The organism is Amycolatopsis sp. NPDC006131, assembly GCF_040614175.1.
Classification (GTDB): domain Bacteria; phylum Actinomycetota; class Actinomycetes; order Mycobacteriales; family Pseudonocardiaceae; genus Amycolatopsis_E; species Amycolatopsis_E tucumanensis.
On the sequence record NZ_JBEXTX010000071.1, the window covers coordinates 10,317 to 37,145 of the forward strand.

Sequence of the window (26,829 nt, forward strand, 5' to 3'; positions counted from 1 at the left end):
GGTGGCGTCGAGCGTCGAGGACGTCCTCCCGCTCACCCCGTTGCAGCAGGGCATGATCTTCCACGCCCTGCTCGACGAGCGTGCGGACGTCTACACGGTGCAAACCGTCCTGCGGCTGGCCGGCGAGGTCGACGGCGAGCGGCTCCGGGAGGCCGCGGAGCAGCTGGTGCGGCGGCACGCCAACCTGCGGGCCGGGTTCCGCACCCAGTCCTCGGGCCAGTTCGTGCAGGTCGTGCGCCGGTCGGTGCGGGTGCCGTGGCGGGTCGTGGACTGCCCTGGCGATGCGGAGTTCCAGCGCCTGCTGGACGACGACCGCGCCGAGCCGTTCGACCTCGCGCGACCGCCGTTGCTGCGGTTCACCTTGGCGCGCCGCGGTTGCGAGCACGTGCTCGTGTTGTCGTCGCACCACCTGCTGTGGGACGGCTGGTCGGCGCCGATCCTGGTGCGTGAGCTGCTCTCGTTGTACGGCGGGCAAGCGCTTCCGCCGGTGCAGCCGTTCCGGGACTACCTGACCTGGCTGTCCAAACAGGACACCAAGGTGGCCGAGCAAGCGTGGGCCCGCGCACTCGCCGACCTCGACGGCCCGACGCTCGTGGCCGACGGCTCGTCGGCCGGGCTGCCGCGGCGGGCCGAGTTCTCGTTGCCGGGACAGTCGCTGACGCAGGCCGCCCGCGAGCACGGCGTGACCGTGAACGCACTGGTGCAGTCCGCGTGGGCGCTCGTGCTCGCCGGGCTGACCGGCCGGGACGACGTGGTGTTCGGCGCGACGGTGTCCGGCCGGAGCCCCGAGGTGCCGGGCGTCGAGTCGATGGTCGGCATGCTGATCAACACCGTGCCGGTGCGGGTGCGCCTCGCGCCGGACGAGCCGCTGGCCGCGCTGGCCGCGCGGGTGCAGAACGAGCAGGCGCGGTTGCTGGAGCACCAGCACCTCGGGCTCGCCGACATCCAGCGCGCCGCCGGGCAGCCCACGCTGTTCGACACGCTCGTGGTCTTCGAGAGCTATCCGGGCACCGACCTGGCCGGCTCGCCGCTGGCCGGGGTCGAGGTGCGGGACGCCACGCACTACCCGCTCGCGTTGCTGGTCGTGCCGGGCGAGGAGTTCGTGCTGCGCATCGACCACGACCCGGCGCGCTTCGACGACGCCGCGGCCGCCCGCATCGCGGAGCGGGTGCAGGACGTGCTCGGCTGGTTCGTCGCCGCGCCCGGCACGCCGGTCGCGCGGCTCGAACCGTTGCCCGCCGACGAATGGCACCAGGTCGTGGTGGCGCCCAACGAAACCGCCGCCGAGGTGCCGGAGACGACGCTGCCGGAGCTGTTCGCCGAGCAGGTGTCCCGCACGCCGGACGCGACCGCGGTGGTCTACGAGGGCGTGGCCCTGACCTACGCCGAGCTGGACGCCCGCGCCACTGAGCTGGCGCGGCGGCTGGCGGGCGCGGGTGTTGGGCCGGAGCACATCGTCGGGGTGCGGCAGGACCGTTCGCTGGATCTGATCGTCTCGCTGCTGGCGGTGTTGAAGGCGGGCGGGGCGTATCTGCCGCTGGATCCGTCGTATCCCGCCGAGCGGCTGAGCATGATGATTCAGGACGCGAAGCCGACGGTCGTGCTGCCTGCCGAGCTTCAGGATGAGGGGGAGTTGCGGGCGTCCGGGCCGGACAACCCGGCGTACGTCATCTACACCTCGGGTTCGACTGGCCGTCCGAAGGGTGTCGTGGTCAGTCACCGGGCGATCGTGAACCGGCTGTTGTGGATGCAGCACGAGTACCGGCTCACGCCCGAGGACCGGGTGCTGCAGAAGACGCCGTCGTCGTTCGACGTGTCGGTGTGGGAGTTCTTCTGGCCGCTGATCACCGGCGCGACGCTCGTGTTCGCGAAGCCGGAGGGGCACAAGGACCCGCGCTACCTGGCCGAACTGGTCGAACGGGAGCGCATCACCACCGCGCACTTCGTGCCGTCGATGCTGGCCCAGTACGTCGAGACCGGCCGCGGGCCGCAGCGGATCATCTGCAGCGGCGAGGCCCTGCCGCCGGAGCTGGCCCGGCAGGCGAGTGAATTCGCCCAGGTGCACAACCTCTACGGCCCCACCGAGGCCGCGGTCGACGTCACCTACTGGCCGGTGCCTGCGGATGCCCCGACCGTCCCCATCGGACGTCCGGTGTGGAACACGCAGACCTACGTGCTGGACCGGTTCCTGCGGCCGGTGGCGCCGGGCGCGCCGGGCGAGCTGTATCTCGGGGGAGTACAGCTCGCCCGGGGGTACCTCAACCGGCCCGGGCTGACCTCCTCGCGGTTCGTCGCCAACCCGTTCGGCGAGCCCGGCTCGCGGCTCTACCGCACCGGCGACGTCGTGCGGTGGAACGCCGACGGTGCCCTGGAGTACCTGGGCCGCGCCGACGACCAGGTCAAGATCCGCGGCTTCCGCGTCGAACTCGGCGAGGTCGAGGCGGCCTTGCTCGCGCTGGACGGGGTAACCGCGGCGGCGGCCGCCGTGCACGCCGGCCGTCAGCAGCTGGTCGGGTACGTCGTCGGCGACGGGCTGGACCCGGCCGCGCTGCGGCGGAGCCTCGCCGAGTCGCTGCCCGAACAGCTGGTGCCGTCCGCGATCGTCGTGCTGGACGCGCTGCCGCTCAGCCCGAGCGGCAAGCTGGACCGGCGGGCGCTGCCCGAGCCGCAGCTCGCCGAGACCGGCAGCGCCGACGCCCGCGACCCGCGTGAGGAGATTCTGGCCGAGCTGTTCGCCGAGGTCCTCGGCGTCGACCGGGTCGGTCGCGACGACGACTTCTTCGCACTCGGCGGGCATTCCCTGCTCGCGACCCGCCTGGCCAGCCGGATCCGCCGCACGTTCGGCGTCGACCTGCAGATCCGGGCGATCTTCGACGCCCCGACGGTGGCACGCCTGGCGCGGCACCTGGACGGCGGCGTCGCCCGCCCGCCGCTGACCCGCCGCGACCACGGCGGCCTCGTGCCGCTGTCCCCGGCGCAGCGCAGCCTGTGGTTCCTGCACGAGCTGGACGGCCCGTCGCCGGTCTACAACATCCCGTTCGCCGCGCGGCTGACCGGCCCGCTCGACCTGGACGTGCTCGACGCCGCGCTCACCGACGTGGTGAACCGCCACGACACGCTGCGCACCCTGCTCACCGCGGACGGCCAGCACGTGCTGCCGCCGTTCGAGCGGTTCCCCGTGCACCGGCACGACGGCCCGGCCGAGGGGTTCGTGGAACGGGCGAGCCGGTACGCGTTCCGCCTCGGCGAGGAGCCGCCGATCCGCGCCGAAGTGCTGACCACCGGCCAGGACGAGCACCTGTTGGTGCTGGTCGTGCACCACGTCGCGGGCGACGAGTGGTCGGCGCGACCGCTGCTGCGTGACCTGGGCGAGGCCTACGCCGCCCGCCGCGCAGGCCGCTCGCCGGAGTGGTCACCGCTGCCGGTCCAATACGCCGACTACACGCGGTGGCTGCAGGACATCCCGGTCGACGACCAGCGCGACTTCTGGCTCAAGCGGCTGGAAGGCCTGCCCGAGGAACTGCCGCTGCCGACGGACCGGCCGCGTCCGCAGCGCCAGACGCGCGAGGGCGGCAACGTCACCGTGGAATTCCCCGCCGCCCTGACCGCGTCGCTGGCGAAGCTGGCCCGCAAACTCGGCGTGACGGACCTGATGATCGCCCAGGCCGCGACCGCGGTGCTGCTGTCCCGCCTCGGCGCGGGCGAGGACATCCCGCTCGGCACGCCGGTCGCCGGCCGCACCGACGAAGCGCTCGACGACCTGGTCGGCTACTTCGTCAACACGGTCGTGCTGCGCACCGACCTGTCCGGCAACCCGACGTTCCGCGACCTGCTCGCGCGCGTCCGCGAGGCGAACCTGGACGCCTACTCGAACCAGGACCTGCCGTTCGAGCGGGTCGTCGAGGCGGTCAATCCGCCGCGCTCGCCGGGGCGGCACCCGCTGTTCCAGATCATGGTGTCGCACCGCGATCCGGCGACGGCGGGACTGGACCTGCCGGACGTGGTGGCCGAGCCGCTGGAACCCGGGTTCACCGGCGCGAAGTTCGACCTGGCCTTCCACTTCGGCCCGGAAGACTGCCTGATCAGCTACTCCGCCGACCTGTTCGACGAATCCACTGTGGACTCACTCGCGCGCAGGCTGGTGCGGCTGCTGACCGCGCTGGTCGCGAAGCCGGAGCAGCCGGTCGGCCTCGCCGAGATCCTCGGCGACGACGAGCGCGCCCAGCTCGCGGCCTTCAACGACACCGCCGAGGAGCGGCCGCACACGACCTTGACCGAGATGGTCGAGGAGCAGGCCGCCCGCACCCCGGACGCGGTGGCCGTCGAGTTCCACGACCGCAGCCTCACCTACGCCGAGCTGAACGCGAAGGCGAACCACCTGGCCCGGCGGCTCGTCACGGCCGGGGTCGGGCCGGAGCGCACCGTCGGCATGCACTGGGAGCGGTCGCTTGAGCTGGTCGTCGGCCTGCTCGCGGTCGAGAAAGCCGGTGGCGCGTTCGTGCCGCTGGAGCCGTCGTGGCCGGATCGGCGCATTGCCGAGGTGGCGGAGAGCTCCCGCTTCACCGCGATCCTCAGTGGACCGGAGCACGACGGGCCGGTGCGGGATCTGGGTGTGCCGGTCGTGCACGTCGACCTCGCGGGCGAGGACCCGGAGAACCTCGGCGTGCGGGTGCCGCCGGAAGGCCTGGCCTACGTCATCTACACGTCCGGCTCGACCGGCACGCCGAAGGGCGCGATGATCCGGCACCGCGCGATCACGCACCGCCTGCTGTGGCAGCGCGAGATGCTCGGTTTCGGGCCCGGCGACGCGGCGCTGTTCAAGGCGCCGATGGGCTTCGACATCTCGATCAACGAGGTGTTCCTGCCGCTGGTCACCGGCGGCAAGCTGGTGATCGCCGAACCCCGCGGCGAGCGGGACATCGAGTACCTGCTGGGTCTGATCGAGCGGCACCGGGTGACGTTCACCTACCTGCCGTCGTCGATCCTGGACCTGCTGGTCGGCCTCGACGGGTTCGCCGAGCGGGGCAGGTCGCTCAAGCACGTCTGGTGCGGCGGCGAGGTGCTCACACCCGAGCTGTTCGCCCGGTTCCGCGCGGTCAGCGACGCGATCATGTACCACGGGTACGGCCCGGCTGAGGCGACGATCGGCGTCAGCCACGTCGTCTACCGCGACGCGAGCGCGGTCCGCAAGGCCGTCTCGATCGGGCACCCCAACGGCAACACCCGCCTCTACGTGCTGGACCGGAACCTGCGGCAGGTGCCGGTCGGCGTGCCCGGCGAGCTGTACGCCGGCGGCGTCTACCTGGGCCGCGGCTACATCAACGACCCCAGGCGGACGGCGGACCACTTCGTCGCCGACCCGTTCGGGCCGCCCGGTTCCCGGCTCTACCGCACCGGCGACCTGGCCCGCTGGCAGCCGGACGGCACGCTGGAGTTCCTCGGCCGCGCCGACAACCAGGTCAAGATCCGCGGCATGCGGGTCGAGCTGGAGGAGATCGAGGCGGTCCTGGAGCAGCACGAGGGCGTGCGGCGGGCGGTCGTGCTGGTGCGCGACGAGCCCAAGCGGCTGGTCGGTTACTGCCTCGGCTCCGAAGTGGACGGTCTCGGAGATTGGCTGCGCACCCGCCTGCCCGAGCACATGGTGCCGCGGCGGTTCGTGTTCCTCGACGAGTTCCCGCTGATGCCCTCGGGCAAGGTGAACCGCAAGGCGCTGCCCGACCCCGGCCCGGAGCCGACGTCCGGCAGCCGCGCGGCGGCGACCGAGGCCGAGCGGATCCTGTGCCGCGTGATGGCCGAGGTGCTGCGGGTGCCCGAGGTCGGCGCGGAGGACAACTTCTTCGGTCTGGGCGGCGACAGCATCCTGTCCATCCAGTTCGTGAGCAAGGTGCGGGCGGCCGGGCTGCGGATCTCGCCGCGGCAGGTGTTCGAGCACCAGACCGCGGCGGCGCTCGCCCGCGCCGTCGACACCGACGTGGTGGTCCCCGACGAGGACCGCGCGCAGGGGGTCGGCGAGGTCCCGCTCACCCCGGTCATGCGGTGGTGGCGGGAAACCGGTGACCGCACAATGGCCCAGGCCGCGTTGCTGCGGGTGCCGCCCGCGGACGGGCCGGAGATCTTCGCCGGGGTGCTGCGGGACGTGCTCGACCACCACGACCTGCTGCGTGCCCGGTTGCGGGGAGATGTGCTCGAGGTCCGCCCGCCGGGCGCGGTGACGGACGTCCTGGAGCACGTTCCCGGGGACACGCCGGTGGCGGAGAAGTACGCCGAGGCGGTCGGCGCGCTCGACCCGGAGGCGGGCGTGCTGGTGCGGGCCGTGTGGTTCGACCACGGGGACGAGCCCGGCCGACTGCTGCTCGTGCTGCACCACCTGGTGGTGGACGGGGTGTCGTGGCGCATCCTCGCCGGGGACCTGGCGCAGGCCTGGGAGGCGCGCTCGTCCGGCCACCCGGCCAAGCTCGACCCGGTGCCCACCTCGTTCCGCTGGTGGGCGCGGCACCTTCCTACCGCCAGCGCCGAGCAGTGGAAGTCCTTGCCGCGCACCGGATCGGCGGACGTCCGGCCGGCCCGCACGGCAGGCCGCCGGGAGCTGACGCTCGGCGCGGAACTGGTCGCCGAGGTGCCCGGCAAGTTCCGCACCGGCGTGCAGGAGGTGCTGCTCAGCGCGCTCGCGCACGCCTTCGGCGAGCCGCGGCTGGTCGCGCTGGAGGGCCACGGCCGCGAGGAGCACCTGGTGCCCGGCGCGGACCTGTCCCGCACGGTCGGCTGGTTCACCAGCGTCTACCCGGTCGAACTGCCCGCCGCCGCGACTCCGCCGGAGATCCAGGAGCGGCTGCGGGCCGTGCCGGACAACGGCATCGGGTTCGGCATCCTCCGCTGGCTGCACGGCGAGCTCACCGACGTCCCGGAGCCGGAGTTCGGCTTCAACTACCTCGGCCGCTTCGACGTCAGCGAGGGGTTCTGGGTCCCGGACGCGGAGAAGCTGCCGCAGCCGGAGGTCCAGCACCGGCCGCTGGAGATCAACGTCGTCACCGAGGACGGTCCGGACGGCCCGGTGCTGACCGCGACCTGGTCCTGGACCGACCGGTTCGCCGAGTCCGAAGTGGACGACCTGATCGCGAAGTGGCAGGACGCCCTGCGCGACCTCACCGCCGCCGCGGAGCCAGAGGAAGTCCTGCCGCTGTCCCCGCTGCAGCAGGGCATGCTCTTCCACGCGCTCTACGACGAAAGCGCGGACGACGTCTACACCGTCCAGTTCGTGCTGGGCCTGACCGGCGAGGTCGACGCGGCGCGGCTGCGCCGGGCCGCGCAGGGCCTGCTGGACCGGCACCCGAACCTGCGCGCGGCCTTCGTGCACGACGACGAGCCGAAGCAGGTCATCCGCCGCGAGGCCGAGCTGCCATGGGCCGAGCTGACGCTCAGCCACGAGGAGTTCGACGAGTTCCTGGCCAGGGACCGGGCCGAACGGTTCGCGCTCGACGAACCGCCGCTGCTGCGCATGACGCTGGTGAAGCTGGGCGAGCGGGACCACCGGCTGGTCCTGTCCAACCACCACATCCTGCTCGACGGCTGGTCGCTGCCGCTGCTGGTGCGGGACCTGCTCGCGCTCTACGCCGACGCCGAGCCGCCGTCGCCGCGGCCCTACCGCGACTACCTGACCTGGCTCGCCGGGCGGGACCGGGACGCCTCCGCCGAGGCGTGGCTGGACGCGCTGGACGACGTCGAGGAGCCGACTCTGCTGGCCCCGGCCGCGTCCCGGGTGCCGATGCGCCCCGGCAAGCTGCGCCTCGACCTGCCCGCCGAGACCACGGAACGGCTCTACGCGGTCGCCCGGGAGCACGGCCTGACCGTCAACACGGTCGTCCAGGGGCTGTGGGGTCTCGTGCTGGCCCGGCTGACCGGCCGCGACGACGTCCTGTTCGGCGCCACCGTCTCCGGGCGTCCCGCCGATCTGTCCGGTGTGGACGGCATGGTCGGCCTGTTCATCAACACCGTGCCGGTGCGGGTCCGCCTGCGCGGTTCGCTGCTGGACGTCCTGCGGGGCGTGCAGGACGAGCAGGCGCGGCTGATGGACCACCAGTACCTCGGCCTCACCGACATCCAGCGGGCGGCCGGGCACGGCGACCTGTTCGACACGCTGGTCGTGTTCGAGAGCTACCCGATCGACTCGGACGCGGTGAGCGCGAGCGAGCGGGCCGCCGGGATCACGATCGACCGGGTCGAGGTCGAGGACTCGACGCACTACCCGCTGACCCTGGCGGTCGCCGCCGAGGAGCGGTTGTCAGTCGTCTTCGAGTACCGGCCGGACACGTTCGACGAGGCGTGGGCGGAGTCGCTGAGCGGCTGGTTCCGCCGGGCCGCGGAGGCCTTCGCGGCTGCCCCTGCGCAACAGGTGACGGGCGTCGACCTGCTCGGCGAGGAGACCCTGGCCGAGCTGCGCCGCATCGGCACCGGCAAGGTCCTGGACGCCCCGGCGACGACGCTGCCGGAGGTCCTGCGCGATCAGGCTCGGGCGACGCCGGACGCCGTGGCGATCGTGGCGGGGGAGACCCGGCTGACCTTCGCCGAGTTCAACGCCCGCGCCAACCAGGTCGCGCGGGTGCTCATCGAGCAGGGCGTCGGCCCGGAGGACGTGGTGGCGCTGCGCATGCCGGCCGGGCCGGACATGCTGGTCGCGCTGCTGGCGGTGTTCAAGGCGGGCGGCGCGTACCTGCCGCTCGACCCGGACTGGCCTGCCGAGCGGATCGACTTCATGCTCGCCGATGCCGCGCCGAAGCTGGTCCTGACCGAACTGCCGGAAGCGACGGGGTCCACGGACGACGTGCCGCCGCGGGCGAAACCGCAGCACCCGGCGTACGTCATCTACACGTCCGGCTCGACCGGCACGCCGAAGGCCGTCGTGGTGCCGCACAGCTCGATCGCGAACCTGCTGGTCAGCCACCGCACCGACCTGTTCGACCCGGCACGCGAGCGGGTCGGCCGCCCGCTGCGGGTCGCGCACGCGTGGCCGATGGCGTTCGACGCGTCGTGGCAGCCGATGCTGTGGATGTTCGCCGGGCACGAGCTGCACCTGGTGCCGCCGGACACCCGCCGCGACGCGGACCTGCTGCGGGCGTTCCTGCGGGACCACGAGATCGAGTTCGTCGAGCTGTCCCCGTCGCTGCTCGCGCAGGTCGCGACCGAACCGGGCTGGCGCGGCGCGCTCAAGGTGCTCGGCGTCGGCGGCGAGGCGGTGCCCGCGCAGCTGTGGCGGTCGCTGCGGGACGAGCCGGACCTGGCCGTGTGGAACCTCTACGGCCCGACCGAGTGCACTGTGGACTCCGCGGCATGCGACTTCGACCGCACCGAGAACCCGTGCATCGGCTCGCCGGTCGGCAACGCGCGCGCCTACATCCTCGACCGGCACCTGCGGCCCTGCCCGCCGGGCGTGGAGGGTGAGCTGTACCTGTCCGGCGCCGGTCTCGCCCGCGGCTACCTGCGGCGGCCGGGCACGACGGCCGAGCGGTTCGTGGCTGATCCGTTCGGCGAACCCGGCACCCGCATGTACCGGACCGGCGACGTGGCGCGCTGGAACGCCGAGGGGCTGATCGAGCTGCTCGGCCGCGTCGACGACCAGGTCAAGATCCGCGGGTTCCGCATCGAGCCCGGCGAGATCGAGGCCGTGCTGCTGCGGGACGAGCGGGTCGAGCGGGCGGTCGTGGTGCCGCGCGAGGACACGCCCGGCGTGAAGCGGCTGGTCGCGTACGTCGTCGCGAGCGGCACGGACGGTCTGCGCGAGCAGGTCGCCGCCGCCCTGCCGGAGTACATGGTCCCGGCCGCGATCGTCGCGGTCGACGGCTTCCCGTTGACGCGCAACGACAAGCTCGACGTCAAGGCGCTGCCCGCGCCGGACTACACGAGCACCACGTCCCGGGCGCCCGCGACGGAACTGGAGAAACGCATCGCCGGCCTGTTCGCCGACGTCCTCGGCCTGCCCGAGGTCGGCGCGGACGACAGCTTCTTCGCGCTCGGCGGCGACAGCATCGTGTCGATGCGGCTGGTCAGCAAGGCCCGTGGGGCCGGGCTGGCGTTCACCTCGCGGGACGTGTTCGAGCAGCGCACGGTCGCGGCGCTGGCGCAGGTCGCCGGGGAGGCCGTGCACCGTGCGGACGCCGACGCGGGCATCGGCGAGGTGCCGCTGACGCCGATGCTCCACTGGCTCAACCGCAACCAGCCGTACGGGCAGCTCAGCCAGGCCCGGATGCTCTGCACCCCGGCCGGGCTCGACCTGGACCGGCTGCGTGAGCTGGTGCAACTCCTGCTGGACCGGCACGACGTGCTGCGCGCGACCTTCGACGGCACGTTCGTCGTCCGCCCGCGCGGCGCGGTGGACGCAAGCGCTTGCGTGACCCGGATCGACGCCCGCGACACCGACTACACCGAGATCGCGGAGCGGCTGCCCGGCCTGATGCGGGAGATCCGGCTCGACCCGCCGTCCGGCGACATGGTGCGGTTCGTCTGGTTCGACACCGGCCCGGACCGCTCCGGCCGCCTGCTGATCGTGCTGCACCACCTCGTCGTGGACGGCGCGTCGTGGGGTGTGCTGGTGCCCGAGCTGGCCGAGCTGTGGGCGGGCCGCGAGCTGCCGCCGGTCGGCACGTCGTACCGGGAGTGGGCGCAGGCGCTGCCCGAGGTGGCGCGGGCCAAGGCGAGCGAGATGCCGCTGTGGCGGGAGATCCTGTCCGGCCCGGACCCGGTGCTCGGCGCCCGCCGCCTCGACCCGGCCACCGACACCCGCGCGTCCATGCGAGCCACGCGGACGTTCCTCGACCCCGCGGTCACCGGCAAGCTGCTCACGGAGGTGCCCGAGCGGCACGGCGTCACGATCAACGACGTCCTGCTGGCCGGGCTCGCGCACGCGGTGTCCCGCTGGCGCGGCGGCGACACGTCGCTCCTGCTCGCGCTGGAAGGCCACGGGCGCGAGGAGCAGATCGTCCCCGGTGCGGACCTGTCCGGCACGGTCGGGTGGTTCACCAGCGTGTTCCCGGTCCGCGTCGACCCCGGCGACCTCGCGAGCGGCGTGCACCAGGGGCTCACGCGGGTCAGCGAGCAGCTCGCCCTGCCGGACAAGGGCATCGGCCACGGCCTGCTGCGGTACCTCAACCCGGACACCGCCGCCGAGCTGGAAGCGCTGCCCGAGCCGCAGCTGGAGTTCAACTACCTCGGCAGGCTCACGGTGGGCGAGCGCGACGGCGAGCCGTGGTCCGGTGCGCCGGAGGTGGGCGCGATGGGCGGCGGCGTCGACGACGACATGCCCGCGCCGTACTGCCTGGTGCTGAACGTGCTGGTCCGCGGCTCGACGCTGGAGGCCGACTGGCAGTGGCCGTCCGCGTTGTTCACCGAAGACCGGATCCATCAGCTGTCCCGTGAGTGGTTCGCCGCGCTGACCCTGATCGCGCAAGGAGGCCCCCGGTGAGTGACCTCGCCGCCCGCAAGCGTGAGCTGCTGCGCCGACGGCTGGCCCAGGCCGGCCTGGCCAGCACGACGTCGATCCCGAAGCGGGACTCCGACGACGACCTGCCGTTGTCGTACGCCCAGTCCCGCATGTGGTTCCTGCAGCAGCTCGACCCGGCGAGCCCGGCCTACAACGTGTGCCTGGCGATCACGCTGCGCGGCGCGCTGGACAAGGCCGCGCTGCACCGGTCGTTCCAGCGGCTCGTGGAGCGGCACGAGATCCTGCGCACCCGGTACGTGGCCGGGCCGGACGGCGAGCCGCGGCAGATCGTCGACCCGTACGCCGTGGTGACGATGCCGGAGTCGGACCTGCGTGGCCTGTCCGAAGAGGACCGGGACCGGACCGTCCAGCGGGTGGCGCGGGAGGAGTCGGCGCACGCGTTCGACCTCGCCAAGGAGCACTCGCTGCGCCTGCGCCTGCTGCGCCGCGGCGACGACGACCACGTGCTGGTGCTGACCGTGCACCACATCGCGTGGGACGGCTACACGTTCAACACGCTGTCGCGGGACCTGTCCGCCCTGTACCGGGAGGACACCACCGGGCAACCGTCCGGTTTGGACCCGCTGCCGGTGCAGTACGCCGACTTCGCGGTGTGGCAGCGGAAGACGCTGACCGACGAGAAGCTCGCCGGCGATCTCGACTACTGGCGCCGCGAGCTGACCCCGGCGCCGGAGAACCTGCCGCTGCCCACCGACCTGCCGCGCCCGCCCGCGCGGTCGGACCGCGGGAACCGGCGGTTCCACACCTTCGACCGCGCGGTGACCGACCGGATCGGCGAGTTCGCGCAGGCCCGCGGGGTCACGCCGTTCATGGTGGTGTTCGCCGGGTACGCGGCGCTGCTGTCGCGCTGGACCGGCGCGACGGACGTGCCGATCGGGTCGGCGTCGATGAACCGCGACGCCGGCGAGGTCGAGCGGCTGATCGGCAACTTCGGCAACACGCTCGTGCTGCGCGCCGACCTGTCCGGCGACCCGTCGTTCGCCGAGCTGGTGGACCGGGTGCGGCGCGTGTGCACCGACGGCTACGCGCACCAGGACCTGCCGTTCGACCTGCTCGTCGAGCGGCTGCGGCCGCCGCGCGTGCCGGGCCGGTCGGTGCTGTTCGACGTGATGCTGTTGTTCCTGACCCAGGGGTTGCAGGGCTTCGACCTGCCCGGCGTCGAGGCGAGCTGGGAGACGGTGCACAACGACACCACCCAGTTCGACCTGGCGCTGGAGGCGTTCCTGGTCGACGGCGAGATGCGGGTCGAGGCCACGTACTCGACGGAGCTGTTCACCGCCGCGACCGTCGAGCGGTTCCTGGCGCACCTGGAATCGCTGCTCGCCGCCGCGGTGGGCGCGCCGGACCGGCCGGTGAGCCGGCTGTCGTTCTTCGAGGACACCGCCCTGATCGGCGACGCGCGCGAGGTGCCGGAGACGACGCTGCCGGAGCTGTTCGCCGAGCAGGTGGCCCGCACGCCGGACGCGACCGCGGTGGTCTACGAGGGCGTCGCGCTGACCTACGCCGAGCTGGACGCCCGCGCCACTGAGCTGGCGCGGCGGCTGGCGGGCGCGGGTGTTGGGCCGGAGCACATCGTCGGGGTGCGGCAGGACCGTTCGCTGGATCTGATCGTCTCGCTGCTGGCGGTGTTGAAGGCGGGTGGTGCCTACCTGCCGCTGGATCCGTCGTATCCCGCCGAGCGGCTGAGCATGATGATCGAGGATGCTCAGCCGACGGTCGTGCTGCCTGCCGAGCTTCAGGATGTGGGTGAGTTGCGGGCGGCGGGGCCGGACAATCCGGCGTATGTCATCTACACCTCGGGTTCGACTGGCCGCCCGAAGGGTGTGGTGGTCTCGCACCGGGCGATCGTGAATCGGCTGTTGTGGATGCAGCACGAGTACGGTCTGACGGCCGAGGATCGGGTGCTGCAGAAGACGCCGTCGTCGTTCGATGTCTCGGTGTGGGAGTTCTTCTGGCCGTTGATCACCGGCGCGACGCTGGTGTTCGCCAAGCCGGGCGGGCACAAGGACCCGCGCTACCTGGCCGAACTGATCGCGCGGGAGCGGGTCACCACCGTCCACTTCGTCCCGTCGATGCTGCGGGCGTTCGTCGAGTCGGGCGGGCGGCCGAGCACCCTGCGCCGCGTGATCTGCAGTGGCGAGGCGCTGCCGTCCGACCTCGCGCGCGAACTGCCGCACGTGCACAACCTGTACGGCCCCACCGAAGCCGCGGTCGACGTCAGCCACTGGCCGGTGACCGAGGGCGCCGGCACCGGCATCGTGCCGATCGGGCGGCCGGTGTGGAACACGCAACTGCACGTGCTGGACCGGCACCTGCAGCCGGTCGCGCCCGGCGCCGTCGGCGAGCTGTACCTGGGCGGGGTCCAGCTTGCTCGGGGCTACCTGAACCGGCCCGGGCTCACCGCGTCGCGGTTCGTGGCCGGGTCAAACGGGGAGCGGCTGTACCGCACCGGCGACCTGGTGCGCCGCACCGGGGACGCCCTGGAGTTCCTCGGCCGCGCCGACGACCAGGTCAAGATCCGCGGGTTCCGCGTCGAACTGGGCGAGGTCGAGGCCGCGCTGACCGCGTTGCCCGAGGTGGTCAGCGCCGGGGTGGTCGCGCGGCCGGAGCGGCAGCAGCTCCTCGGGTACGTGGTCGCCAAGCCGGGCACGGACGCGGGCACCATCCGGCGGCAGCTCGGCGCCACGCTGCCCGAGCACCTGGTGCCGTCGGTCATCACGTTCCTCGACGAGCTGCCGCTGAGCCCGAGCGGCAAGCTGGACCGCAAGGCGCTGCCCGAGCCGGAGGCGGCGACCGCGGTGGCGGAGCCGGAAACCGAGCGCGAGCGGGCGCTCGCCGCGTTGTTCGCGGACCTGCTCGGCGTCGAGCGCGTCGGCCGTGACGACGACTTCTTCGCCCTCGGCGGGCATTCCCTGCTGGCGACCAAGCTCGTCGGCCGCATCCGCGCGGACCTCGGCGTCGACCTGGCGATCGGGACCGTCTTCGACGCGCCGACCGTCGCCCGCCTGGCCACGGCGCTCGACGGCGGCACGCAGAAGCGGCCCGCGCTCACGCCGATGCCGCGCCCGCGCCGCATCCCGCTGTCGTCGGCGCAGCAGCGGCTGTGGTTCCTGTACCGGCTGGAAGGCCCGAGCGCGACCTACAACGTGCCGTTCGCGGTGCGCCTGGACGGCCCGCTCGACGTGGACGCGCTGCGGGCCGCGCTCGCCGACGTCGTGAGCAGGCACGAGGTGTTGCGCACGATCTACCCGGAGTTCGAGGGCAAGCCCTACCAGCAGGTCCTCGACACGATTCCGCCGCTGATCGTCGGCGACGGCTCGCCACGCGAGGCCGCGCAACGGGAGTTCGAGCTGGACTGCGAGCCGCCGTTCGAGGCGCGGCTGTTCCGCGACGGCGACTCGCACGTGCTGTCCCTGCTGACGCACCACATCGCGAGCGATGGCTGGTCCGCCGAGCGGCTGCTGGCCGACCTGACCACCGCGTACACCGCCCGCCTGCAGGGCCGCGGCCCAGGCTGGGCGCCGCTGCCGGTGCAGTACGCGGACTACGCGCTCTGGCAGCGGGACCTGCTGGGCAACGACGCCGACCCGAACAGCCTCGCGTCCACCCAGCTCGCCTACTGGACGCGGCAGCTCGCCGACCTGCCGGAGGAGATCAGCCTGCCGGCCGACCGGCCACGTCCGGCCGATCCGTCGTTCCGCGGGGACGCGGTGCGTTTCCAGCTGCCGCCGGAGACGCACCGAGCGCTGGCGGAGCTGGCACGGCAGACCGGCGCCACGACGTTCATGGTCGTCCAGGCCGCCATCGTCGCGCTGCTCGGCCAGATGGGCGCGGGGGAGGACGTGCCGATCGGCGCGCCGGTCGCCGGCCGCACCGACGACGCCCTGGACGGCCTGGTCGGGTTCTTCGTCAACAACCTCGTCCTGCGCACGGACCTGACCGGCGACCCGACGTTCCGGCAGCTCGTCGAGCGGGTGCGGCGCACCGACCTGGACGCGTTCGCGCACCAGGACCTGCCGTTCGAGCGGCTGGTCGAGGCGCTGAACCCGGCCCGGTCGATGGGGCGGCACCCGCTGTTCCAGGTCATGCTGGCCTACCAGCGCGCGCCCGGCGGGCCGGTGCCGTTCGGGCACGCGTCGCTGCGCGAGGAGCACGTCGACTTCTACGCGGCGCGGCTCGACCTGTCGTTCCACCTGTTCGAGCAGGACGCGGGCATCGACGGCTGGCTCGTCTACAGCGAAGATCTCTTCGACCGGTCCACTGTGGACGGCCTGGTGGCCCGGTTCACGCGGCTGGTCGGCGATCTGCTGGCGGACCCGGACCGGCGGCTCTCGGCCACGTCGGTGCTCACGCCCGAGGACGTGCTCCCGGCCGGTGAGACGCGTGAGGTTCCTCCGGCGACCTTGGCGGAGCTGTTCGCCGCCCAGGTAGCGCGCACGCCGGATGCCACCGCGGTGGTCTTCGAGGGCGAGTCGCTGACCTACGCGGAGCTGGATGCCCGTGCGAGCGCGCTGGCGCGGCGGCTGGCGGGTGCGGGTGTGGGGCCGGAGCACATCGTCGGGGTGCGGCAGGACCGTTCGCTGGACCTGATCGTCTCCCTGCTGGCGGTGCACAAGGCGGGCGGTGCCTACCTGCCGCTGGATCCGTCCTACCCGGCGGAGCGGTTGAGCATGATGATCGAGGACGCCCAGCCCACCGTGGTTCTTCCCGCCTCCTTGGAAGGTGCGGGGGAGCTGCGCCCGGCGGGGCCGGATCACCCGGCCTACGTCATCTATACCTCGGGCTCCACCGGCAGGCCCAAGGGCGTCGTGGTCAGCCACCGCGCGATCGTCAACCGTCTACTGTGGATGCAGCACGAGTACCGGCTCACGCCGGAGGACCGGGTGTTGCAGAAGACTCCGTCGAGCTTCGACGTGTCGGTGTGGGAGTTCTTCTGGCCGCTGATCACCGGTGGGACGCTGGTGTTCGCCAGGCCGGACGGGCACAAGGACCCGGAGTACCTGGCCGGCCTCATCGCCCGCGAGCGGATCACCACCGCGCACTTCGTGCCGTCGATGCTGCGGGCGTTCGTCTCCTCGGGCGGCGACCTGTCGGTGCTGACGCGGGTGATCTGCAGCGGCGAGGCCCTGCCGTCCGATCTGGCGGGCCCGAACGTGCACAACCTCTACGGCCCCACCGAAGCCGCGGTCGACGTCACCTACTGGCCGTGCGCCGACGGCGCGGGCGAGGGCACGGTGCCGATCGGGCGGCCGGTGTGGAACACGCAGGTCCACGTGCTCGACCGGTACCTGCGGCCGGTGCCGCCGGGCGTCACCGGCGAGCTGTACCTGGGCGGCGTCCAGCTGGCCCGCGGCTACCTGAACCGGCCGGGGCTCACGGCTTCCAGGTTCGTGGCCGCGCCGAACGGGGAACGGCTTTACCGGACCGGGGACCTGGTGCGGCACCGCGACGGCGTGATCGAGTTCCTCGGCCGCGCCGACGACCAGGTCAAGCTGCGGGGGTTCCGGATCGAGCTGGGCGAGGTCGAGGTCGCCCTCACCCGGGCCGGCGCGCGCAGCGCCGTCGCGGTGGTGCGCGACGACCGCCTGATCGCCTACGTCCTCGGCGAAGCCGACGCGAACAGCCTGGCCCGCGAACTGCCCGACCACATGATCCCGTCCGCGATCGTCCAGCTGGACGAGTTCCCGCTGACGCCCAGCGGCAAGCTCGACCGCAAGGCCCTGCCCGCGCCCGACTTCGCCGCGCTGGCAGGCAAGGCCGAGCCCGCGACCGAGCGGGAAGCGTTGCTGTGCCGGCTGTTCGCCGAGGTCCTCGGCCTGGCCGAGGTCGGAGCGCAGGACAGCTTCTTCGCCCTCGGCGGCGACAGCATCGTGTCCGTCCAGCTGGTCAGCCGGGCCCGCAAGGCGGGGTTGACGATCACCCCGCGGCAGGTGTTCGAACAGCGCACCCCGGCCGGGCTCGCCGCGGTCGCCGGAGCCGCCGTCACGGAGGCCGACGACGGCACCGGCCGCATCGAGCCGACCCCGATCATGCGCTGGAGCGAACGCGGCCTCGCGCAGGCGATGCTCCTGGTCGCCCCCGACGGCCTGACCCGCGACGGCCTGGTCCGGGTGGTGCAGGCGATCCTCGACCGGCACGACGTGCTCCGCGCCCGCTGGGACGGCGCGCTGGTGGTCCCGGCCGACTCCTTCGACGCGGCCGAGATCGTGCGGGACGCCACCGGCGAGCTGGACGCGGAGCTGCGGGCCGCGCGTGAGCGGCTGACCGACGAGCGGATGCTGCAGGTGGTCCGGTTCCCGGACCGGGTGCTGATCGTCGCCGACCACCTCGTCGTGGACGGCGTCTCGTGGCGGATCATCATGGACGACCTCGCCGAGGCCTGGGCAGGCAAGGAACTCGTGCGCACCGGCACGTCGTTCCGGCGCTGGAGCGAACTTCTCGCCGCGCAGGACCGCAGCGCGGAAACCGGACTGTGGCGTGAAATCCTGGACGGCGCCGACCCGGTGCTCGAACCCGGCGGCGAACGGCACGAGACCGGGTTCACCGTGCCGCTGCCCGAGAGCGCCGAACAGGCCGGGGTGCAGGAACTGCTGATCAGCGCGTTCGCCGAGGCGCTGGAAACCTGGCGTGGTCGCGGTGACGCGGTGATCGCGGTCGAGGGGCACGGCCGGGAGGAACAGCTCGGGGCCGACCTGTCGGCCACGGTCGGCTGGTTCACGACGATCTTCCCGCTCCGGCTGCGGCCGGGCACGCGGCTGCGGGACGTGCGTGAGCAGCTGGACAGCCTGCCCGACCACGGCCTCGGCTACGGGCTGCTGCGCCCGCTGGGCCTGCCGGAGCCGACGATCGTCGTCAACTACCTCGGCCGCCTGCCGAGCGGGACCGGCGAGCCGTGGTCGGTCGCGCCGGAGGCCCCGATGCTGCGGGTGCCGCCGCGCACTCCGCAGTGGGCGATGGAGGTCAACGCGGTCAGCGTCGACGGGCAGTTGCGCGTCGCGATCACCGGGCCCGCGGTGCCCGAGCTGACCGAGCTGTTCCGCAAGGCGCTGAGCAGCGCGCCGACCGCGGCGGACACCGCGCTGGCGGACGTTTCCGAAGAAGACATCGACGAGTTCGAAGAGGAGCTGGGCACGTGGTGAGTCAGCAGCCGACGGTGGGAGAGCTCCTGCGCGAGGTCACCGACCTGCTGGGGCCCGAGGCGGCGGAGCTGTCCGAGAACGACAGCCTCATCGAGTGGGGCCTCGACTCGATCCAGCTCATGCAGGTCGCGAACAAGTGGCGCAAGCAGGGCATCAAGGTCGGCTTCGCCAAGCTGGCCAAGAACCCGACGCTGGCCGGGTGGCGGGAGATCCTGGCCACCGCGGCCGGGGTCGCGCCCGAGCCCGAGGTGACCGTCGAGGTCGACGAGACCGAGCCGTTCCCGCTCGCGTTGATGCAGCACGCGTACTGGATCGGCCGCGACGAGGAGACCACGCTCGGCTCGGTCGCCGCGCACCTCTACGTCGAGTTCGACGGCCAGGACCTGGACCCGCAACGCCTCGACGTCGCGGTGCGGAAGCTCGTCGCCCGGCACGGCATGCTGCGCGCCGCCTTCCTCGACGACGGCCGCCAGCGGATCCTGCCCGAGCGCGCCCAGCCTTCACTGCTGGTGCACGACCTGCGTGACCTGGACGAAGAGGCCGAGCAGCATCGCCTTGCCGATCTGCGGGACGCGTCTTCGCACGCGCGCCTGGACGTGGCGAACGGCGAGGTGTTCAAGATCCAGCTCAGCCGGCGGCCCGGTGACCGGGCGCGGCTGCACGTCGACGTGGACATGCTCGCCGCGGACGCGTTGAGCTACCGCGTCCTGCTGTCGGACCTCGCGCGGTTCTACGACGAGCCGGACGCCGAACTGGAGCCGATCGCCTACAGCTACCCGCGCTACCTGGCCGAACGCGAGGTGACCCGCCAGGCCGAGCAGGAGAAGGCCCGCGAGTGGTGGCAGCGGCGCATTCCCGAGCTGCCTGGCGCGCCCGACCTGCCGCTAGTGCGGGAAACCGAGCGCGCCGACGCCACCCGCGTCACCCGTCGGCACCACTGGCTGGCGCCGGAGGACCGCAAGCGCCTCGGCGCCCGCGCACACGAACACGGCCTGACCCCGGCGATGGTCGTCGCGGCCGCGTTCGCGGAGACCCTGTCGTCGTGGAGCGCACAGCCGCGGTTCCTGATGAACCTGCCGATGTTCGACCGGCAGAGCACCCACCCGGACGTCGACAAGCTGGTCGGCGACTTCACCAGCTCGGTGCTGCTGGAAGTCGACTTCTCGACCGAGGCGTCCTTCGTGGAGCACGCGAAGGCGTTGCAGGACCGGATGCACGCCGACGCCGAGCACGCCGCGTACTCGGGTGTCGAGGTGCTGCGGGACCTGTCCCGGCACCACGGTGAGCAGGTGCTCGCGCCGGTGGTGTTCACCAGTGCGCTCAACCTGGGCGAGCTGTTCGACGCACGCGTGCGGCGCTGCTTCGGCGAGGCCGTGTGGATCATCTCGCAGGGCCCGCAGGTGCTGCTGGACGCGCAGGTCACCGAGGTCAACGAGGGCCTGCTGATCAACTGGGACGTGCGGGAGCACGCGTTCCCGGCCGGGATGATCGACGCGATGTTCGCCGCGTTCCAGGACCTGATCACGCGGCTCGGGCAGCGGGACGACGCGTGGGAGCAGCCGGTCGGCGGCGCGTTGCCGCGGGAGCAGGCCGAGGTGCGGGCGCGGGTCAACGCGACGCAGGGGCCGCGCAGCGGGCGGTTGCTGCAGGACGGGTTCTTCGAGCGTGCCGTCGCGCAGCCGGACGCGCCCGCGCTGCTGTGGGGCGCCGATGGCGTGCTCAGCTACGGCGCTTTGCGTGACCACGCGCTGCGGATCGCGAAGTCGTTGCAGGACAAGGGTGTCGCGCCCGGTGACCTCGTCGGGGTGAGCCTGCCGAAGGGCCCGGACCAGATCGCGGCGGTGCTCGGTGTGCTGGCCGCGGGCGCCGGGTACGTGCCGATCGGTGTCGACCAGCCGGCGGCGCGGGCGGAGCGGATCCGGCGGATCGCCGGGTTCTCGCACGTGCTGACGTCCGCGGAGGAGGCGGCCGAGCCGCTCGCCGAGCCGGTGCGGGTGGACGAGGAGCAGATCGCGTACGTGCTGTTCACGTCCGGTTCGACGGGGGAGCCGAAGGGCGTGGAGGTGCCGCACCGGGCGGCGATGAACACGATCGACGACCTCAACGAGAGGTTCGCGGTGGGGGCCGACGACCGGTGCCTCGCGGTGTCCGCGCTGGACTTCGACCTGTCGGTGTACGACGTCTTCGGCCTGCTGTCCGCGGGTGGCGCGGTCGTGCTGGTCGAGGAGGGCGACCGCAAGGAGGCGCGGCAGTGGGTCGAGCTGGCCGCCTCGCGCCGCGTCACGCTGGTCAACTGCGTGCCTGCGTTGCTGGACATGCTGTTGTCCGCGGCCCGGCCGGGGGAGTTGAGCGGGTTGCGGACGGTGCTGCTGGGCGGTGACTGGGTGGGCACGGACCTGCCCGGCCGGGTGGCGGAGCAGGCGCCGCGGTGCCGGTTCGCCGGGCTCGGCGGCACCACGGAGACGGCGATCCATTCGACGGTGTGCGAGGTGCACGGGGTGCCGTCGTCGTGGCGTTCGGTGCCGTACGGGACGCCGCTGCGCAATGTCGTGTGCCGCGTGGTGGACGTGCGTGGCCGGGACTGCCCGGACTGGGTCGCCGGGGAGCTGTGGATCGGCGGCGACGGGGTCGCCCACGGGTACCGGGCGGATCCGGAGCGGACCGCGGACCGGTTCGTGGAGCACGAGGGCCGACGCTGGTACCGCACCGGCGATTTGGCGCGGTACTGGCCGGACGGCACGCTGGAGTTCCTGGGGCGCCGGGACTTCCAGGTGAAGGTGCGCGGTGTGCGGATCGAGCTGGGCGAGGTCGAGGCGGCGCTGGCCGAGTTCCCCGGGGTGCACCGGGGCGTCGCGGGCGTGGCCGGCAACCAGCTCGTGGCCGCCGTCGGGGGTGCGGTGGACGGCGACGAGGTCCGGGAGTTCGTCCAGACGTTGTTGCCGCCGCACATGGTCCCGGCGCGCGTGGTGGTGCTGGACGCCCTGCCGCTGACGGCGAACGGCAAGGTGGACCGCCGCGCGGTGGCGGTGCACTGGCAGGCGTCGGCGGACAGTTATGTCGCGCCGGAGACTCCGTTGGAGCAGGTGCTGGCCAAGGTGTGGGCCGAGGTGCTCGGAGTGGAACGCGTCGGCCGCGACGACCCGTTCTTCGCGCTCGGCGGAGACTCCGTGCTGGCGACGATGATCGTCGGCCGCCTGCGGGAGGCGCTGGACACGCCGGAAGTGACGGTGCGGACGCTGTTCTCGGCGCTGACGGTGGGCGCGATGGCGGCGCGCCTGGTGGCCGACCAGTCGGTGCCCGGGCGGCTGGAGCAGGTGGCGGAGATCTACCTGGAGGTGGACGCACTCTCCGAGGAGGACTTGAACGCGCAGTTGTGATTCGGGCCTGGGCGGCTGGCTGCACGACGTGAGCCGGCAACGCAAAGCACCCACCCGGCCGTCCAGCCCTCCCCCGCTCCCCGATCCACAGCCCAGTTCTGCGGCCGACCAGGCGTTGTCAAGGTACTCTTTCCAGCCTTGACAACCCCTGCTCGGCCGTAGAAACAATGAAAAATCGGGCGGCGGCTCAATCGGGGCGTAGCGAAGCGAAGCCGGCGCCGTTCAAATACCCGCGTAGCGGCAACGCAAAAAGAGCCCTCCCCGCCAAAGCGAGGAGGGCTCCTTCAGGCCAAAATCAACCCAACTTAGCCAACCCGGGCTTCAACTTCTCCAGCACCCAAGGAATGTCCAGCACGGTAGGAGCACGCAGCGCCGAGATCGTCTCCATGTCCACCACCAGGTAGTTGCCTGCCTTGATGGGGGCCACCAGCTGGTTGCTCTCGAACGCCGTCCGGTAGTCGGGCGAGGTGTAGGCGACGATCACCAGGTCCGCGGCGAGCTTGTCGTACTGCTCCGGCGTGAGCGAGCCGGTCGGGCTGCCCGCGTCGGTCTGCGCGGCGTCCGTCACCGTCGGGCTCAACTTCAGGCCGAGCGACTCCACGAGCTGCACCGCGAAGTCCTTCTGCGACACCAGCGTGAACATCTTGCCCGCGGTGTTGCCGACGGACGCGGTGAACGTCTTGCCTGCCGCGTTCGGGTACTGCGCCTTCAGCTGGTCGATCGCGCCCTGGGTGCTCGTCTCGACCTGCTTGGCGTCGGCGGTCTTGCCGAGCGCCTGCGCGACCACGTTGAGGTGTTCCTGCCAGCTCTGCGAACCCCACTCGGTCGCGTAGCCGACCGTCGGCGCGATCCGGGACAGGTTCGCGTACTCCTCTTCGAGACCGTAGTCCGCGGTCGCCAGGATCAGGTCCGGCGTGAGCGCCCCGACCTGCTCGGCGTTGACACCGCTCGCCGCGTTGACGATCTGCGTCTTGGCCGGGTCGACCTTGCCCTGCAGCCAGGACGGCACACCGTCCATCCCGGACTTGTTGAAGAACGCGACCGGCGTGACACCGAGCGCGACGGCCGCGTCGAGGTCGTCGGTCGACGTGCCGATCACGACGACGCGCTGCGGCGCCTTCTCGATCGTCGTGGTGCCGAACTTGTGCGTGATGCTCACCGGGAAGGCCGACGCGTCGGCGCTCGCTGAGGACGCCGACTGCGTCGACGAATCCTGCACATTGCCACACGCCACGAGCCCGAGGCCGAGCACACCCGCGACCGAAGCGGCCACGAGTGAGCGGAGTCCGGGCAGGCGAACCCTGCGAGACATGGCAACACCCTTTCGAAGGAACTGCGACAAATTGCGCCAAGTCAAGCAAGGCTAACCTAAGGAATCAACCCCGCAGTGTGCGACGCGGATCACCCCCGAACGCCGTTCACCCAGCTAGACGCAGGTCCCAGCCCTCCGGCAGCCCCCGAACCTTGGCCACTTCGTGATCTGCCTCGACGTGCACGGTCAGCTCACCGAGCCGCAGGTCCGACAACCGCACCCGCCCCCACTGCCCCGGCAGGTGCGGGCGGACCACCAGCCGCTGCTGCGGCACGTGTGGTTCGAGCCCGAGGAACGACCGCACCAGCAGCAGCGGCGCCGCGCTCGCCCAGGCCTGCGGCGAACACGACGTCGGGTAGGGGATCGGCGGGCTGAACTCCGACCGCGAGAACCCGCAGAACAGCTCGGGCAGCCGCCCGCCGAACGAAGCCGCCGCGTCGAGCAGCCCGGTCGCCAGCCGCTGCGCCAGGTCCACCGCGCCCGGCAGGTGCGCGTACCGCAGCAGCCCGGCCACCGCGATCGCCGTGTCGTGCGGCCACACCGAGCCGTTGTGGTAGCTCATCGGGTTGTACGCGCCCATCGCCGAGGACAGCGTCCGCAGCCCGTAGCCGCTGTCCATCTCCGGGCGGCTGAGCCGCTCGATCAGCACCGCGGCGTGCTCGTCGGTCGCGATGCCCGACCACAGGCAGTGCGCGGTGTTGCTGGTCAGCGCGTCCAGCGGCTGCTTGCGCCCGTCCAGCGCGACGGCGTACCAGCCCTGCTCCGGCAGCCAGAACGCCTCGGCGAACCGCTCCCGCAACCGCTCGGCCCGCTCCCGGCAGCGCGCCGAGGTGGCCGGGTCGTTGAACGCGTCGGCCAGTTCGGCGCGCGCCAGCCAGGCCGCGTAGGCGTAGCCCTGCACCTCGCACAACGCGATCGGCGTGGTCGCCAGCCGCCCCGCCGCGTCGTTGATGCCGTCGAAGCTGTCCTTCCAGCCCTGGTTGAGCAGTCCCCGGTCGGTCGCGCGCCGGTACTCGACGAACCCGTCGCCGTCGCGGTCGCCGTAGCGCTCCAGCCACTCCAGCGCCGCGTCGGCGGCCGGGAGCAGCGCCCGCACCGCCGTCTCGCCCGCGCCCCAGCGCCAGCACTCGGCCAGCAGCATGACGAACAGCGGCGACGCGTCCACCGTGCCGTAGTAGTGGCTGCCGCCGAGCACCTGGTCGCTGTCCGGCCCGAGCCGCAGCTCGTGCAGGATCCGGCCGGGTTCCTCCTCGGTCAGCGGGTCGACGCGCTTGCCCTGCAGCTCCGCCAGCGTCTCCAGCGTGCCCAGCGCGAGACCGACGTCCAGCGGCAGCGCCATCCACGCGGTGAGCAGGCTGTCCCGGCCGAACAACGTCATGAACCAGGGCGCGCCCGCCGCGACGAACGGCCGTCCGTCCTGGCTGCTGTCGTGGATCTGCAACGCCCCGAGGTCGCTTTCGGTGCGCTGCAACACCTGCGTGAGCACCGGGTCGTCCGCCGCGATCATCGTGCTCACGTCGCGCCACGCGCGGATCTTGCGCGCCGGGCCGCTCGCCTCGACCTCCTCGCCGCGGTCGAACTGCGGCCGCACCCGCCGGTTCCCGACGGTCGGCTGCACCACGATCTCGGTCGACCACTCGCCGCGGGCGGGCACGACGACCCGCCAGTTCAGCACGCCGGGCGCGGCCAGCGGGTCCGCGGTGGCGCTCACCGACAGGCCGCGCGAGCCGTCGGTCCGGTCGCGCAGCAACAGTTCCGAGCCGGCCACGGTGGCGTCCGCCCCGCCGTGCGCGGGGCGGCCCTCCTTGACCGCGAACAGGTCCGAGAAGTCCGCGTCGACGTGCAGGGTCAGCGTCGCGACGGTGTTCTCCCGCCCCAGGTTCCGCAGCGTGATCGTCTCCCGCAGGCCGTCGCCGACCAACCGCTCCCGCACCAGCAGCAGCGTGCTGTCGGCCTGGCCCGGCTTGGGGTTGCGGCGCAGCACGAACTGCGCTGCGAAGGCCTCCGGCGAGATGACCGACAGCGGGTGCGGCGACTGTCCGTCCAGCCGCAGCTCCCACCGCGAGATCAGCCGCGCGTCCCGGAAGAACAGGCCGTGCGAGGTGCCCGGCTGGATGTCGCCATTCGTGCCGGACAGGCAGAACGTGCTGCCTTCGACGAGCGTGACCGTGCCGCCCGCGCTGGTCACGGGCACCGGCTCGCCCGCGTTGAACGCCTCCGGCGTCATGGCCGTCCTCCGGATGGCTGCAGGGTGGGGCCGTCGTTGTCCATCTGGTCGTAGGCGCGGTCGAGCGCCGAGTCGAGGGCGGCGTAGTCGCGCCGCAGCCTGCTGACCTCGACCGCCCGGCGGTACGCGGCCTCGTAACCGGCGCCCAGCCCGCCGACGTCGAAGTGCTCGGCGACGTGCGCGCGGCACTTGGCCGGGTCGAGGTGGCGGACGTCGTGCAGGGCCTGCACCAGGTCGGCCGGGTCGTCACGCACCAGGCCGGTGACGCCGTCCACGACCACCTCCGGCACCGCGCCGGACCGCAACGCCACCACCGGCGTGCCGCACGCCATCGCCTCGATCATGACCATGCCGAACGGCTCCTCCCACTGGATGGGGAAGAGCAGGCAGCGGGCCTTGGCGAGCAGCTCACGCTTCGCGGTCGCGTCGGCGACGCCGAACACGTGGTCGTTGTCGGTCAGGCGCGGCCGGACCTCCCGCTCGAAGTACTCCTTCTCGATCGGCTCGGCGCACTTTCCGGCCAGGACCAGCCGCAGCCCGGCCCGGTGCGCGGCCTCCAGCGCCAGGTGCGGCGCCTTGTCCGGGTGGAACCGGCCGAGGAACAACGCGTAGTCGTCCTTTTCGGACTCGAACGGCCAGTCGGCCAGCCGCAGTGCGTTGTGGACGGTGCCGATCCAGTTCAGGCCGGGCGCCAGCTCGCGCTGCCGGTCGCTGATCGCCACCAGGTGCACGTCGTCGCCCAGTTCGGTGTAGTAGCGCGCCATGTCCTCGCCGACCGGGCCGTGTACGGTCACCACGGTCGGCACACCGTAGGCGGGGGCGTTGAGCGGGCCGGCCAGCGAGTGGTCGTGCACCACGTCGACGCCCTCGGTCGCGGCGAGCCGCTGCACGGCCCGGCGCGCGGCGATGGCGTGCATGACCTCCGGGTAGGGCTCGCCGAGCAGCTCCGGCACGGTGCGGTCCCACACCGGGACGAACCGCGCCTTCGTGCCGGGACGCCCCGCGCCGATCAGGGTGACGTGGTGCCCGCGGTCGACGAGGGCGTCCGCGAGGTCGGCCACCACCGCCTCCACCCCGCCGTAGGCCTTCGGAGGAACGTCGAAGTAGGGCGGGACGACCATCGCCACGCGGAGCGGGCGGTCGGGATCGTCCCGTCGCACGGCGGCGTGCGAAACAGATCGGGCTTTCCACGCGGGGCGGTGCGCGCTGCTCAAGCTGCCTCCTCGGACCGTCTATGCAATTAGCACTCTCCTCCTAAGAGTGCTAATACAGCGGTGATCGCC

The 26,829-nt window shown here is 72.5% G+C and carries 6 protein-coding genes; 3 read left to right on the forward strand and 3 right to left on the reverse strand.

Annotation, left to right across the window (positions count from 1 at the left end; translation table 11 throughout):
- Position 1 precedes the first annotated feature (1 nt).
- The 3 genes from ABZ215_RS29400 to ABZ215_RS29410 are packed head-to-tail and all read left to right on the forward strand — an operon-like array spanning position 2 to position 22,007.
- On the forward strand, positions 2-11,452 hold the full coding sequence (locus tag ABZ215_RS29400) for an amino acid adenylation domain-containing protein (protein ID WP_354953208.1): 11,451 nt from the start codon (positions 2-4) through the stop codon (positions 11,450-11,452).
- Complete coding sequence (locus ABZ215_RS29405; protein ID WP_354953210.1) at positions 11,449-18,630, forward strand: amino acid adenylation domain-containing protein; 7,182 nt, start codon at positions 11,449-11,451, stop codon at positions 18,628-18,630. Before ABZ215_RS29400 ends, ABZ215_RS29405 begins: the two co-directional genes overlap by 4 nt.
- Positions 18,624-22,007, forward strand: a complete 3,384-nt coding sequence (locus tag ABZ215_RS29410) for an amino acid adenylation domain-containing protein (RefSeq protein WP_354953212.1) — start codon at positions 18,624-18,626, stop codon at positions 22,005-22,007. The genes ABZ215_RS29405 and ABZ215_RS29410 overlap by 7 nt, the downstream gene beginning before the upstream one ends.
- Before the next feature lie 295 nt (positions 22,008-22,302).
- On the opposite strand, the gene ABZ215_RS29415 is transcribed toward ABZ215_RS29410, so the two are convergent.
- The 3 genes from ABZ215_RS29415 to ABZ215_RS29425 form a co-directional block, all read right to left on the reverse strand.
- Positions 22,303-23,319, reverse strand: coding sequence for an ABC transporter substrate-binding protein (locus tag ABZ215_RS29415; protein ID WP_235716095.1), 1,017 nt, complete (start codon positions 23,317-23,319; stop codon positions 22,303-22,305).
- 106 nt (positions 23,320-23,425) lie between these two features.
- On the reverse strand, positions 23,426-25,546 hold the full coding sequence (locus ABZ215_RS29420) for a glycogen debranching N-terminal domain-containing protein (RefSeq protein ID WP_237338076.1): 2,121 nt from the start codon (positions 25,544-25,546) through the stop codon (positions 23,426-23,428).
- Positions 25,543-26,760: a glycosyltransferase family 4 protein gene (locus ABZ215_RS29425; RefSeq protein WP_272883243.1), complete on the reverse strand. Its 1,218-nt coding sequence runs from the start codon at positions 26,758-26,760 to the stop codon at positions 25,543-25,545. The genes ABZ215_RS29420 and ABZ215_RS29425 overlap by 4 nt, the downstream gene beginning before the upstream one ends.
- Positions 26,761-26,829 lie beyond the last annotated feature (69 nt).

Bases quoted from the DNA above. Each gene is read 5' to 3' on its own strand.
- ABZ215_RS29415 (WP_235716095.1), bottom strand. From the start codon at position 23,319: ATGTCTCGCAGGGTTCGCCTGCCCGGACTCCGCTCACTCGTGGCCGCT.
- ABZ215_RS29420 (WP_237338076.1), bottom strand. From the start codon at position 25,546: ATGACGCCGGAGGCGTTCAACGCGGGCGAGCCGGTGCCCGTGACCAGC.